Origin of the sequence: Nocardia flavorosea NBRC 108225 (genome assembly GCF_001613385.1) — a bacterium.
GTDB classification, from domain to species: domain Bacteria; phylum Actinomycetota; class Actinomycetes; order Mycobacteriales; family Mycobacteriaceae; genus Nocardia; species Nocardia flavorosea.
Window position 1 is genome coordinate 269,015 of the sequence record NZ_BDCG01000017.1, and the last position, 13,181, is coordinate 282,195.

General features: G+C 67.3%; 14 protein-coding genes. 6 read left to right on the forward strand and 8 right to left on the reverse strand.

Annotation, left to right across the window (positions count from 1 at the left end; all coding sequences use genetic code 11):
- Positions 1 to 14 precede the first annotated feature (14 nt).
- Complete coding sequence (locus NFL01S_RS23455) at positions 15 to 1,391, forward strand: metallopeptidase TldD-related protein (protein ID WP_062978541.1); 1,377 nt, start codon at positions 15 to 17, stop codon at positions 1,389 to 1,391.
- Positions 1,392 to 1,769: 378 nt separating this feature from the next.
- Here NFL01S_RS23455 and map read toward each other — a convergent pair whose 3' ends face one another.
- Positions 1,770 to 2,537: a type I methionyl aminopeptidase gene (gene map / locus NFL01S_RS23460; protein WP_062978542.1), complete on the reverse strand. Its 768-nt coding sequence runs from the start codon at positions 2,535 to 2,537 to the stop codon at positions 1,770 to 1,772.
- A gap of 75 nt (positions 2,538 to 2,612) precedes the next feature.
- Between map and NFL01S_RS23465 the strand changes: the two genes are divergently transcribed.
- The gene (locus tag NFL01S_RS23465; protein WP_062978433.1) at positions 2,613 to 2,876 is read left to right on the forward strand and encodes a helix-turn-helix transcriptional regulator; all 264 of its coding nucleotides are present in this window, start codon (positions 2,613 to 2,615) and stop codon (positions 2,874 to 2,876) included.
- Between the two features lie 52 nt (positions 2,877 to 2,928).
- On the opposite strand, the gene NFL01S_RS23470 is transcribed toward NFL01S_RS23465, so the two are convergent.
- Positions 2,929 to 3,864 (reverse strand): GlxA family transcriptional regulator, encoded by a 936-nt coding sequence (locus tag NFL01S_RS23470; RefSeq protein ID WP_062978434.1) that lies wholly within the window; start codon positions 3,862 to 3,864, stop codon positions 2,929 to 2,931.
- 71 nt (positions 3,865 to 3,935) lie between these two features.
- On the opposite strand from NFL01S_RS23470, the gene NFL01S_RS23475 reads away from it, so the two are divergent.
- On the forward strand, positions 3,936 to 4,271 hold the full coding sequence (locus tag NFL01S_RS23475; protein WP_062978435.1) for a cupin domain-containing protein: 336 nt from the start codon (positions 3,936 to 3,938) through the stop codon (positions 4,269 to 4,271).
- A gap of 217 nt (positions 4,272 to 4,488) precedes the next feature.
- Here the strand turns inward: NFL01S_RS23475 and NFL01S_RS23485 are convergent, their stop codons facing one another.
- Positions 4,489 to 5,316: a mycofactocin-coupled SDR family oxidoreductase gene (locus NFL01S_RS23485; RefSeq protein WP_062978437.1), complete on the reverse strand. Its 828-nt coding sequence runs from the start codon at positions 5,314 to 5,316 to the stop codon at positions 4,489 to 4,491.
- A 233-nt stretch (positions 5,317 to 5,549) separates the two neighbouring features.
- Between NFL01S_RS23485 and NFL01S_RS23490 the strand changes: the two genes are divergently transcribed.
- On the forward strand, positions 5,550 to 6,788 hold the full coding sequence (locus tag NFL01S_RS23490) for a cytochrome P450 family protein (RefSeq protein WP_062978438.1): 1,239 nt from the start codon (positions 5,550 to 5,552) through the stop codon (positions 6,786 to 6,788).
- Positions 6,789 to 6,794: 6 nt separating this feature from the next.
- Here the strand turns inward: NFL01S_RS23490 and NFL01S_RS23495 are convergent, their stop codons facing one another.
- A complete protein-coding gene (locus tag NFL01S_RS23495) occupies positions 6,795 to 7,592 on the reverse strand; it encodes a polysaccharide deacetylase family protein (RefSeq protein WP_062978543.1) in 798 nt (265 codons plus the stop codon).
- A 438-nt stretch (positions 7,593 to 8,030) separates the two neighbouring features.
- Between NFL01S_RS23495 and NFL01S_RS23500 the strand changes: the two genes are divergently transcribed.
- Positions 8,031 to 8,357, forward strand: coding sequence for a nuclear transport factor 2 family protein (locus NFL01S_RS23500; protein WP_062978439.1), 327 nt, complete (start codon positions 8,031 to 8,033; stop codon positions 8,355 to 8,357).
- A gap of 247 nt (positions 8,358 to 8,604) precedes the next feature.
- Here the strand turns inward: NFL01S_RS23500 and NFL01S_RS23505 are convergent, their stop codons facing one another.
- The 3 genes from NFL01S_RS23505 to NFL01S_RS35685 form a co-directional block, all read right to left on the reverse strand.
- Positions 8,605 to 8,829, reverse strand: a complete 225-nt coding sequence (locus NFL01S_RS23505; RefSeq protein ID WP_062978440.1) for a hypothetical protein — start codon at positions 8,827 to 8,829, stop codon at positions 8,605 to 8,607.
- A 47-nt stretch (positions 8,830 to 8,876) separates the two neighbouring features.
- A complete protein-coding gene (locus NFL01S_RS23510; protein ID WP_063916025.1) occupies positions 8,877 to 9,824 on the reverse strand; it encodes an endonuclease/exonuclease/phosphatase family protein in 948 nt (315 codons plus the stop codon).
- Between the two features lie 287 nt (positions 9,825 to 10,111).
- Positions 10,112 to 10,672, reverse strand: coding sequence for a TetR/AcrR family transcriptional regulator (locus NFL01S_RS35685; protein ID WP_062978441.1), 561 nt, complete (start codon positions 10,670 to 10,672; stop codon positions 10,112 to 10,114).
- Positions 10,673 to 10,753: 81 nt separating this feature from the next.
- Between NFL01S_RS35685 and NFL01S_RS34695 the strand changes: the two genes are divergently transcribed.
- Positions 10,754 to 11,608, forward strand: a complete 855-nt coding sequence (locus tag NFL01S_RS34695; RefSeq protein ID WP_062978442.1) for an SDR family NAD(P)-dependent oxidoreductase — start codon at positions 10,754 to 10,756, stop codon at positions 11,606 to 11,608.
- A gap of 69 nt (positions 11,609 to 11,677) precedes the next feature.
- Here NFL01S_RS34695 and NFL01S_RS23525 read toward each other — a convergent pair whose 3' ends face one another.
- Positions 11,678 to 13,135 carry an MFS transporter gene (locus tag NFL01S_RS23525; protein ID WP_062978443.1) on the reverse strand — a complete coding sequence of 486 codons (1,458 nt, stop codon included), beginning with the start codon at positions 13,133 to 13,135 and terminating at the stop codon, positions 11,678 to 11,680.
- Positions 13,136 to 13,181 lie beyond the last annotated feature (46 nt).

A 13,181-nucleotide genomic window follows, 5' to 3' on the forward strand; every position in this document is an offset into this window, starting at 1 on the left:
TGACCGGTACGGGGGTGCTGCCCGCGAACGCGGTGGTCGAACGGGCGCTGGGGTTGTCCCGGGCCGACGAGGCGATGGTGATCGTCACCGACGAAGCCGAGGCGTCGCTGCGCTGGGCCGGTAATTCCATGACCACCAACGGCACCTCGGTGGCGCGACGCTGGTCGGTGATCTCGGTACTGCGCGACGGCCCCCGGTCGGCGCGGGTCGGCAGTGTAGCCTCCACCAGCGTGGATCCGGCCGAGATCGAGGCCGTGGTGCGGGCCAGCGAAGACGCCGCCGCGGCCGCCGAACCCGCCCGCGACGCCATGCCGCTACTCGACGCCCCGGATCCGGCCGCGGATTGGGAGCAGCCGGGGGCCGGCACCGGTATCGACGTGTTCTCCGGCCTGGCCGCCGACCTGTCCACCGGATTCGACGGCGCCGACCGGCTCTACGGTTTCGCACACCACCAGGTGCACACCACCTGGCTCGGCACCTCCACCGGTATCCGCCGCCGCTACACCCAGCCCACCGGGTCGGTGGAGATCAACGGTAAACGCGGCGACGGCGCGGATCTGGCCAGCGCCTGGGTGGGTGCCGGAACCACGGATTTCCGCGATGTGGATACTTCCGGCCTGCTCAGCGAACTGTCCCGGCGGCTCGACTGGTCGGCGCGGCGGGTGGAGCTGCCGGCGGGGCGCTACGAAACCCTGCTGCCACCGTCGGCGGTCGCCGATCTGCTGATCTATATGTACTGGTCGATGGAGGGTCGCGGCGCCCACGAGGGTCATACAGCGTTCGCCGCCCCGGGCGGTACGCGTATCGGGGAGAAACTCACCGATATCCCGCTCACCCTGACCTCCGACCCCGCCGCACCCGGCCTCGAATGCCTCCCGTTCGTGGCCACGCAGGCGTCATCGGAAACCGTCTCGGTCTTCGACAACGGGATGGCCGCCCAACGCGCCGACTGGCTCCGCGACGGCGCGATCGCCGGTCTGGTATATCCGCGCGCCACCGCCGCCGACTACAGCACCTCCCCCACCGTCCCGGTGCAGAATCTGCTGCTCACCGGCGGTTCGGCGGCGAGTCTCGACGAGATGATCGCCCGCACCGAACGCGGCCTGCTGCTCACCACGCTCTGGTACATCCGCGAAGTCGACTCCGCCACCCTGCTGCTCACCGGGCTCACTCGCGACGGGGTGTATCTGGTGGAGAACGGGGAGGTGACCGCGGCGGTGAACAATTTCCGATTCAACGAGAGCCCGCTGGATCTGCTGCGCCGGGTCACCGAAGCCGGTGCGACCGAACAGACACTGCCTCGCGAATGGAAGGACTGGTTCACCCGGACGGCCATGCCCCCGCTGCGGATCCCGGATTTCCACATGTCCTCGGTGAGCCAGGCCACCTGAGTTCCTCGGATCGAGCCCTCGGCCTCGCTCACGACTACTCGGTAGATGACGAAACGACCGGCCGGGGGCAGCGGATCGCCGGGCAGCGCCGCAGTGACTCGGTTGCCTCTCGCGCCGTGCAGGCCATCACTCGAGCCGATCGGCGCGCCGTCGCGAACGAGCCGATCGACGTGAGGGTCGGCCGGCAAGGTCCGTCCGGCGTTCCTGAGCGCCCCTGCCTCGACGGTCGTCGGCGTGCCGCTGATCTTTGCAGTGGGCCGGCGGTCGCCGCGTCGGAGCAGGTATTCCGTGCCCAGGGCGGCCGACTCGGCGGCGGTGGCGGGCTGGTAGACGGCGAGCGGCGGCGATGGTGAGCACTCCGGCCGGACCGCGTCCGACTCAGCTCGCCGTGGTGAGCACCTGGGGTCCGTCCGGGGTGATCGCGATGGTGTGCTCGGAATGCGCGGTGCGTGACCCGTCGGCCGAGCGGATGGTCCAGCCGTCGGGGTCGGTGACGATCCGGTCGGTCGTTTTCGCGAACCACGGTTCGATCGCGATGGTCAGCCCGGGTTTCAGCGGGAATCCGCGGCCCGCCCGGCCGTGGTTGGCGACGTGTGGGTCTTCGTGCATGGTGCGGCCGAGTCCGTGACCACCGAATTCGGTGTTCACCGGGTAACCATGGGCGCGGGCGACGGCGGAGATCGCCGCCGAGATATCGCCCATCCGCTTACCGGGTTGCGCCGCTTCGATCGCGGCCGCGAGTGCCTCCTCCGTGGCTCCCACCAGGCGCTGATCCTCCGGGTCGGGTGTGCCGACGATAACGGTGGTGGCTGCGTCGGCGACCCAGCCGTCGATACTCACCGCCAGGTCCGCGGTCAGCACATCGCCGTCGCGCAGTGCGTAGTCGAACGGTAGTCCGTGCAGAACGGCGTCGTTGACCGACAGGCAGACCGTATTGCGGAACGGGCCGCGCCCGAACGACGGCGCGTAATCCCAGTAGCACGATTGGGCGCCACGCTCCCGGATCCTTTCCCGCACAATCAGTTCCAGCTCGAGCAGATTCACCCCCACCGCGGCCTTTTCGCGCAGCTCGGCCAGAGTCTGCGCCACGAACGCCCCGGCCACCCGCATCTGCCCGATCTCCTCGGGCGTTTTCAGTTCCACCATGACAACCTCCATCAGTCAGCGGTATTTCAATACCAACGCTTGCGGTACTTTAATACCACTTCTAAGCTGAGGTCCATGGTCCGCCTCCCCCTGACCCCCGCCCAGATCGAAGCCGGCCGCCGCCTCGGCGTCCGGATCCGGACCGCCCGCGCCGACCGCGACCTCGGCGAGGTCGCCCGCTCCGCGGGCATCTCTCCGGAAACCCTGCGCAAAATCGAAACCGGCCGCCTGCCCTCTCCCAGTTTCGGCACGGTGGTCTCACTGAGCCGGGCGTTGCAACTCCCCCTCGAAGAACTCGCCGAGATCTGGACCACCGATAAACTCGCCGAATCCGCCTGACCGATTCCGGAGATCGGCCACACGATCGGCTATCGGCCGAGCCACGCGGGCCTCAGCCGACCCGGAATGCCCGCCGGTAGGCGCCGGGAGTGGTGCCGATATGGGCACGGAAGCGACGGCGCAGGTTGACTGCCGAGGCGAGCCCGACGCGGACAGCTATCGCCTCCACCGGGAGATCGGTTTCCTCGAGCAGTGCGCGAGCCTCGACGATCCGGCGCGCCAGCAGCCACGCACCCGGGCTGGTACCCAGCCGGTCGGCGAAGCGCCGGGCCAGGGTTCGCTGCGAAACACTGAGATATGACGCCATATCACCTACCGACAGCGGCGACCCCAGGCGTGCACCGGCCCAGTCGAGGAGGCCGTCGAGCGCGTCCCCGGGCTGTTGCGGCGGTGCGTACTGCGCCTGGCCGCCCTCGCGATGCGGCGGCAGCACCATATGCCGCGCGAGAAGAGCCGCGTGCGCGGCGCCGTGGTCCTTCCGGACGAGGTGCAGACACAGGTCGATCCCGGCACCGGCCCCGGCACTGGTGGCGATATCGCCGTGGTCGACGTAGAGCACGTCAGGCTCCACTCGGACCCGCGGGAATTCGTGCGCGAGCTGCGCCGCGCGGGCCCAGTGCGTGGTGGCCGACCGGCCGTCCAGCAGTCCCGTGCGGGCCAGCGCGAACACCCCGGAGCAGATCGTCACCAGCCGCGCCCCACGATCGTGCGCGCGCACCAGCGCGCGTCGCACCGGTGCGGACAGCGGCGCCTCCACCGGGGACCAACCGGGAATGAGCACGGTATCGGCACGGGTGAGCGCTCCCAGTCCCAGGTCCACCGATATCGCATACCCGGCCGTCGTCGGCACCTGCCCGGGGAATTCCGTGCAGACCTCGACTTCGTAGTACTGCGGTACCCCCTCTCGGACGGTACCGAAAACCTCCACGGCGCAACCGAGTTCGAATGTCGACTGCACCGGCCGCACCAAGGCCACCACGCGATGCATGGCAGAAAAGTACCCTACGACGTCATTCTGGACACTTTCCGCCCTCCGCCGCGCGCGGCACTGTGGACCCTATGCACTCCGAGATCCTCACCCAGCCCGGCTACACGTCAGCTGCCGTAACCGATGCCCCGACCCGCGAACTGTTCCCCGGAATCCGGCAGCGACCACTGTGGAGGGAACCGTCCGGGGCACACGCCCAGGTGCTGGAGATGGACCCCGGCACGTCGTGGCCGCACCGCGATATCCACGAGCCCGGTCCCGAAGAGGTCTACGTGGTCGCGGGCATTTTCAACGACGGCGCCCGCGATTACCCGGCGGGCACGTTCCTGCACGCGCCTGCCGGCTCGTGGCATGTACCGGCCACCGCTACCGGCTGCACACTGTTCGTTTTCTACCCCGAGGGCTAGCCCGAAACTGCGCGTGGCGCGAACCGGGTGCACCTCGTCGTATCCGCCGGAACGGAACCTGGGCCGGCGGAGCACCGGCCAGGCTGCTGCGTCGCCGGGTACCGGTGCGGGGTCCGAGTCCGTCCTCACCGCGGAGGGCATTTCCCAAGTGGCAGTGATCTACGACCCGAACGCACGCCGTGCCCCTTCCGGGTCCGCCGGCTGAGGTGAACGCCGCTTACAGCGACCCGCCCGCGTCCACCATCTGGGTAGTTCCGGTGACATAGCGGGCGGCGTCGGAGACCAGGTGCAGCACCGTATCGGTGATGTCCTGCGGTTCGGCCGCCGCAACCGGAAGGCGGTTGAGAGTGCGGGCCGCCTCCTCGAAATCGGCGCGGGTGGGGTTCTCCAGGTCCGGCCGGAACAGCCGGTAGGTCGCGTCGTTGAGGATCATGGGGGTGGCCACCGTGGACGGGTGCACCGTGTTCACCCGGATACTGTGCGGGGCCAGCTCTTTGGCCAGCACCTTCATCAGCATCACCAGGCCGGCTTTCGAGGCCGAGTAGTGCGCGGTGTTCTCGTTGGCGTGGACCGCCGCCAGCGAACTGATGATCACGACCGAACCGCCACGGCCGCCGTCGATCACTTGCGGGACCGCGGCCTTCAGTGTTTTCCACACCCCGGTGAGGTTGATATCGATCATGTCCTGCCAGACCTCTTCGCTCATTTCGAGCGTCGGGGCGGGACTGGAGATCCCGGCGTTGGCGACCACGATATCGAGCCGCCCGAAGGTGTTCACGCCCTCGGATACCGCGGCGGACAGGGCGGCGTAGTCGCGGACGTCGACATCACGTGTGACGATCCGGCGGCCGGTGGCCTCGACCAAGCGGGCCGTCTCGGCGAGATCGTCGACACCCGCGAGTGGGTAGGGAACAGTTCGGACCTGCGCGGTGGTGTCGACGGCGATGATATCGGCGCCCTCACGCGCGAAACCCACTGCATGACTGCGTCCCTGACCGCGCCCCGCGCCGGTGATGAACGCGACCTTACCGTCCAACGTGCCCATGAACTACTCCCGATCCGCAGTGGTTGATCCGCCGCCCGGCGCACCAACGAGAATATGACACTAACTGTCGAAAGTCGACGGCCCCATCGACCGCGGGAAGAGGTTGGTCCGGACCGATAACCGGCCGTGTTCTAGAATCTCCCTATCCCGCAGCGCCGCGGTACGGCCCGATCCCACCAGGACCGACGACTCGTTTCCCATGCCGTTGTCCGCAGACCTGCCTGGAGCAAGCCATGACCACCCCGCCGGATACCGGGCGGGCGCACAGCGCACCCGGACGCGGCGTCGAAGAGCGTGTCCCGCTGTACACCGCCGAATTCGCCGCCCACCCGCACCGCGCCTACCGCCGAATGCGCGAGCGCTACGGCGCTTTGGTACCGGTGGAGTTGGCCCCCGGGGTTCCCGCAACGCTGGTCATCGGGTATCGCAGCGCATTGCGAATCCTCAACGATCCCGAACGTTTCCCCGCCGATCCCCGCAGCTGGGAGAAAACCGTCGCCGAGGATTGCCCGGTACTGCCGGTCCTGCAGTGGCGGCCGAACGCCCCGCGTAGCACGGGCACCGCACACACCCGGTATCGCCGGGCGGCCACCGCGGCCCTCGACGGAGTAGACCTGCACACCGCGCGCCGCACCGTGGAACAGTTCGCGGTCCCGCTGATCAACACATTCTGTTCGGTGGGGTCGGCCGATCTGGTTCGAGAGTATGCGTTCCCGCTCACCTTCGAGGTCATCAACGCGATGCTCGGCTGCCCGCCGGAGATCAGTGAGCGAGCCGCCGCGGCGACTGCCGCCATATTCGACGGTGTCGATGCCGACGCGGGCAACCGGATGTTCGGCGAGGCGGTTACCGACCTCGTGGAATTCAAACGCAGCACGCCGGGTGACGACATCACCACCCGGCTGCTGAACGACCCCGCCCGGTTCGACGAGGAGGAGATGGTGCACCAAGTGCTGGCGCTCTACGGCGTCGGCATGGGGCCGATGCAGAGCCTGGTCATCAACGCGTTGAGTCTCATGCTGACCGATGACCGTTTCGCCGACGTTATGCTCGGCGGCGCCGTATCGACCCGCGACGCCCTCGACGAAGTGCTGTTCGACGATCCACCGCTGCCCAACGCCAGCGTCACCTATCCCCGCCAGCCGGTCCTGGTCGGCAGCGCCTGGCTGCCCGCCCATCAGCCCGTCGTGATCAGCCTCGCCGGCTGCAACAACGACCCGGAGATCCGCGCCGGCAACCACACCGGCAACCGCGCCCATCTCGCCTGGGGCGCCGGCCCGCACACCTGCCCCGCCCAGCACACGGCATATGTGGTCGCACAGGAGGCCATCGACCAGCTACTCGACGCCCTGCCCGAACTCGAACTCGCGATTGCCGCCGGCGAACTGACCTGGCGCCCCGGACCGCTGCACCGCACCCTGGCTGCCCTGCCCGTCATCTTCCCGTCCTCACCGCCACTGCACATTCCCTGAGATCCTTCAGGTAACGGTGAGCACATCGTCGAGCGTCACCAGGGACAGATTGCGTTCGCGGATGATGTCCACCAGCTGCCCGTAGCAGCGGGTGACCGGCGCGAAATTGGCGTGCCCGATCACGATCGTCTGCGGATTGAAGTACTTCCGCGCGCATTCGACCAGATATTGCTCGGTGATGTGCCCGGAATCCGACAACGACCCGTACCACATCACCGGCACCGGATAGCCGAGATCGGCGGCGATCCGGTCCACGGTCGTATTATGCGGTCCGAACGGCGGCCGATAGTAGGGCATACCGTCGACACCGAAAGTGTTGCGCAGGAACAACTTGCATTGCGAAAGTTCGTCGGCCACAGCTGTTTCGGACAGGGCAGTCAGATCGGCGTGATCCCAGGTGTGGTTGGCCAGCTGGATCTGCCCGGATTCCACCAGCGGGCGCAGTTCGTCGCGATGCGCCGTCCACGACGGGTAATACGCCGTCACGAAGAAAGTGAACCGCGCCCCGGTGTCCTTCGCGAACTCGATATACGCGCCGACGACTTCTTCGCTCGCGCCATCGTCCACGGTGAGCGCCATACAGCTCCCCGGGCCCGGCAGCGCGGTGATCGTGGCGGGCGCAATGGCCGTCTTCGGACCACCGGGCGGGGCCGGGAGCAACGCCGGACCAACCGGCGCCCCTCCGGCCGCCTCCGGCGCTTCCGGGAGATCTGCGGCAGCCGGTTCACCCTGCGCCGCACTGCATCCGGTCAACGCCATCGCCGTTCCCGCAGCCAGGATCGACAACATAGAACGCCTGTCCATCGCCACCCGATCACCTCGCATCGCGCTACCGAGAAGACCTACCGACGTGCTGTTACGCGCTCGGCACTCTACCGCCGCAAATGCGCGAACCGCGGATCGCCACGCAGAACCGTCGGCTGGGCGGTCAGCGACCGGAGTCCTGCTCCCAGCGTTGAGCTGCTCGACCCGATTCGATACTTCAGTGACCGTGTCGATCGGTGAATCCGGTCGCGTAAGTTCTGTGTTCTGTGGTCCGACCGGCCGGATCGGTAACCGGAGCCCGGTCGCCGTAATTCGGACCAGGCGGCGAGCCACAAGCAACTTCGAGTCAGCGACCGACAGTATTGCGAGCTGAGAAAGATCGGGTTCGGGGCGGCGTGGCTGCGCTGCGGGAGACCGGTCGTCGCGGATCATCAGCCGTCGAAGCACGGCAGGCCGACGAGGGAAAGGGACAGGTCGATGAGCGTGCAACTACCAGGGCCCGTGGCGCGGGTGGTCGATGCCATCAATGCGGGGGATACCGAGGCCTTCGTGACGGCCTTCGCCGCCGACGGGGCGGTCGACGACTGGGGGCGGGTACTGGAAGGGCCGGAGGGAGTGCGTAACTGGGCCGATTCGGACGCGATCGGAGCGGGCGCGAGGATGACCGTGCTGTCGGCGGACACCGACGGTGATACAACGCATCTGCGCTTCGATTGGCGTAGCCGGGTTTTCAACGGCGAATCCGAAGCCTTCGTGACCGTAGCCGGAGACGAAGTGAAACAGTTCCGGATCCCGCCTGCCTGAGCCGCACCCAGTGGTAGCGCCGGAATAAGCGTGTCTCGACACCGGAATAATCGTGTCTCGGCAAGGGAATATCGGAGCCCTCGATGACCGGTGGTCCGGATGAGTCACGCCGGCACCATCTCCGGCCCATAGCCGGGTGCGCACCACAACTATGCCAGGAGCATCACCGGGAAACACCACCAAGGGCCGCCATGCAGTGAGGGCGGCAGTGGGCGGTGGCCTCGGATTCGTGTTCGTGGACGAACGGCTACTTGTTGCGTTTGGAGGTCGTGGACTTCTTGCTCTTACCGTCGCTGTCCGGTTCCCATTCGTAGCCGGGTGTGCCCTTTTCGCAGTAGGAATCGGCGACCTTCGTATCGGTGGCGTCGAATTCACACCAGCGGTCGCTGCTGCAGGCGGCCGATCCCAGCCCGGCGGCGAGGGCGATAACTGCGGTGTAGGTGACGGTGCGCAGACGGGTGCCGGAAAGCATGATGCATCTCCTATGAGGGTTACCGGTATTTCGAAGGTGCCGGCGGATCAGGCCGACAACCGGATGCGGGCCAGGACGGCGCGATGGTCCGAGCCGGGGATGGTGAGAGTTTCTATGTGGTCGGTGGTTCCGCCGGACAGCAGGATGTGGTCGATGCCGATCACCGGCCCCCAGGATCGATCGTTCGGGTACGTGAGCATCCGGCCCGCGCCCGCCTGTTCGGCCGCGGCGGCGAAGTGGCCGCTCACGAGCCTGCGGAAGGCGGCGTGATCGCTGGTGGCGTTGAAATCGGCGCCGACGATCGCCGGTCCTTCTGTCGCCTCCAGGAGGGTGGCGACGGCGGATAATTCTTTCAGCCACACCCTGTGGTCGATATTCGGCGGCAGCGGATGGAACGCGAAAACGGTGACCGGGCCGAGCGCGGGATGGGCGAGCGTGGCGGACAGGTTGGCCATGACGAATTCTTGGTGACGGACGGTATCCGAGAGCGGGAAGCGGCTGTAGATACCGGTTCCGCCGCCCCCGAGTCCGGGATCGAGGTAGTGGTACGGAAGCAGGGTGTCCAGACCTGACGCCGTCAGTCGCGATACGGAATCAGGGGTGAGTTCGTCGACGGTGAGGACATCGACCTGCTGTTCCCGGACGGCCGCGACGACCGCACCGGTATCGGCACCGCCGAACAGCAGGTTCGTCTGTAAGACCGTCAGTTCGGTGCCGGTGGCGGCGTTGCTGTCAGGCACGTACAGCGGGAGCTGTGTCCACACCACACCGGCCAGTACGATTCCGGCCGCGACGGCGCTGCGCCAGCCTCGGGCGAACAAGAACAACAGCAGCGCCGCCAGTGCACCGAGCATCAAGTAGGTCGCACCGGACGCGAGCAGGATGAGTTCTCGCCGTTGCCAGCCGCCCAGATAGAGCGCGATACCGGCCAGTGCGGCGAGTAGCGCACACCACCCCGCGCCGAGCAGTATCCGGCGGAACACCCCGTACGTCATACCGGTCAACCTATCGGCTGCGGTTGCGAAAACCGTTCCGCGGCCTTGCACCGGTACCAGCTTCCGCGAAACGATCGCCGGCGAATCCTGCAGTACGTCACCACTGCCCCGGCTGTCGAGGCCATGCCTTACACGAACACTGCGATATCGAGCGCTGTCACGGTCGAGCATGCGAGTGTTCGCCGGGAATCGACACCAACGGTCGGTCCCGGGCCTCGGTTACCCGAGCGGCGTGCAGACTTCTGCCGCCAACATGGGCCGAGCCAGGTGTGACGACCTCCGACTGTTCATGTCGCGGCCAATCCACGCAGAACAAGATCCACATGGTGGGTGAGGGCGTCCGGGCCGGAAGCCGGGATCAACTGGGCAATGCGGATGAGGCCCAGGAGCTGGTAGGCGATATCGGCGGCGGTGACATCGGGGGCGAGGGTGTGGTCGGTACGCGCGCGGTCGACGGCCTCCCGGCCGAGTTCGGTGAGGTGTTCGAGGCAGCGTTCCAGGTCGGCGCTCGACGGTGGCCCGGCGGCGAGCAGGTCGACCATCGCCTGGTTGTCGAGGAGCTGCGTGGTCATCGCGGTGAAGAGCACTCGGAGGCCCGCCAGAGCGGACATCCCGTCCGGAAGGCCCGCCTCGGCGAGTTGGTCGAGATCGGTCCCGGTGATGGCCTGCACGAGGCTCTCCCGGGTGGGGAAATGGCGGTAGAGGGTGCCCATACCGACGCCGGCCGCGGCGGCAATGGCACGCATATCCACCGATATTCCACTGTCGCGCAAAGTCATACGTGCAGCGGCGAGGATTCGCTCACGGTTGGCGACGGCATCGCGCCGCGGTTTCCGGTCTGCTGCCACCGCACCACTATAGCGAACCGGAACATTCGTTCCGCTCGAGGTACGCTTATCCGGAACCAATGTTCCGGAAAGGGTGTGGACATGCGAACCATCGTGATCACCGGCGGCACGGACGGTATGGGCGCGGCCCTCGCCCGGCACTACCTGGCCGTGGGCGACCGCGTTGTTGTCATCGGCCGCGACCGGGCCAAGTTCGAGGCACTACGAGACGCGGCCGGTCCCCCCGCGACCCCGGCCGCGACAGGTCCGGCGGCCTCGGACGCCGGCCCGGTGCACGCGGAATTCGTCGCAGCCGACCTGTCGTCGATCGCCGACACCCGCCGCATGGTCGATCAGTTGAGGCGCGAGCACGAGCGTATTGATGCACTGGTACTCGCGGCGTCGTACATCCGGCAGCGCCGGCATCTGACGGCGGAGGGATACGAGGCATCCTGGGTGCTCTTCTTCGTATCCAAATACCTCCTGGTCACCGGGCTCGCCGGCCGCCTCCGCGCGGCAACGCGGCCGATCGTGGTGAATACGGCGGTACCGGGAGCGCGCGCCGATGCCATCGACTTCGACGACCCGGGCATGAGCCGGGGATTCTCCTTCACCCGCTCCAATGCGCAGCAGCGGCGGGCCAATGAACTCCTGGGCATACTCGCCACTGCGGAAGATCCGAACCTCGCCTATGTCACCTGGGGACCCAGCGGTCTGGTCAGGACAAGTTTTGCCGGCGAGGTCGGGCCGGGGATGAAGATTTCCGCCGCGGTATTCGGCACGGTCCTGGGCAAACGACCGGACGCCGCGGTGCGCCCGCTCATCGACCTGATCGACGACCCTGCACCGGGGCGCGCCGCCTACCGCGGCACAAGGCCCACACCGCTCGTCGCGGGCGGGCACGACCGCGAGGACATCGCGAGACTCGCGCAGATGATCGAACGCGATTTCCGATAAGGCGCACGGCGTGCGCCCGGCGCGTGGCCGGGTGGCCGCGGTAGCGACGAGCACGGCTGCCGGCCGTGCTCAGTCGGATACGGCCACCGGTTCGCGATGGCCGGCCGGCGCCGGACGCGAGCGCAGCAGGATCAGCCCCAGTAGCGCGGCCGCGAGACTGAAACCGGCGCTCACCCACGCGCCCACCGAAACCGCATCGGTGAACGCCCCTTTCGCGATATCGGCGTACCCGAGGTCGAAAGCGGCGCCGATGGATTCCCGGGCGGCCGCTGGGGCGTCGCCCGGCATCCGTGCGGTGAACACACCGGCCAGCACACTGCCCAGGATCGCGATACTGAGAGCTATACCCACCTGCTGCAGTGTGTCGTTGAGCGCCGAGCCCACGCCCGCGTGCCGCAACGGAATAGTGTTCATGATGGCGGTATAGGCGGCCGGACCGGCCAGGCCGCCGCCGATACCCATGACCAGCATGCTCACCAGCACCCACAGATACCCATCGACGACGGCGAGGACGGTGAACGCCACGGCCATCACGGTCAGACCCGAGACGATGAGAGTTTTGTTCGGGAGATTCTTGCCCAGAGTGGCGCCGATACCGTTGAACACCGCCCCGGCGAGCGCATAGGGCAGCAGTGCCAGGCCGGCTTTCATGGGCCCGTAGCCGAGGACGAACTGCAGGTACTGGGTGAGCATCAGCATCACCGCCCCCATCCCGAATACCATCAGAAGAACCGTGGCGCAGGTACCGGTGAAATCCCTGTTGGCGAACAAGCCCAGCGGCAACATCGGATGTTCCTGCCGCCGTTCCCACAGCACGAACGCGACGGCCGACCCGGCGGCGAGCAGCAGGCCCGCGATATTCCACTCCCGCTCGATGATCAGATAGACCGTGGATCCCAGCGCCACCACCGACAGCACCACGCCCACCAAGTCGATCGGGTGTTGTTCGCCGGTGGTTTCCGGCATGAGGACGAGGGCGGCCACGAGGGCCAGGACGGCCACCGGAATATTCAGCAGGAAAACCGATCCCCACCAGAAATGCTCCAGCAGGAGACCGCCCAGGACAGGTCCGGCGACGATGCCGAGTATCGACACACTGGACCAGGCCGCCAGGGCCATCCGGCGTTCGGTCTCGTCGAAGGTGGTCATGAGGATGGACAGCGTCGAGGGCATGAGCAGCGCCCCGCCGAGGCCCATCACCGCGCGGGCGGCGACCAGCTGCCACGGCTCGCTCGCCACGACCGCTGCCAGCGAACCCATCGCCAGCACGACCAGGCCGAGTACCAGCATCCGCCGTCGCCCGAACCGGTCCGAGAGACTCCCGGAGGTGAGTAGCAGACCGGCGAAGACCAAGACATAGGAGTCGAGGATCCACTGGACATCGGCGGGGGTGGCGTCCAGTTCACGGATCAGCGAGGGGATCGCGATATTGAGCACGGTGCTGTCGATCATGAGCACCGACAGGGAAAGGCACAGCGCCGCGAGGATCAGCCACCGGCGCGGGTCTCGTACGGTGTTCGATTCCACTCGCACACTGTACGATCAGATCGAACATTGTGCGATCCGGGCTAGG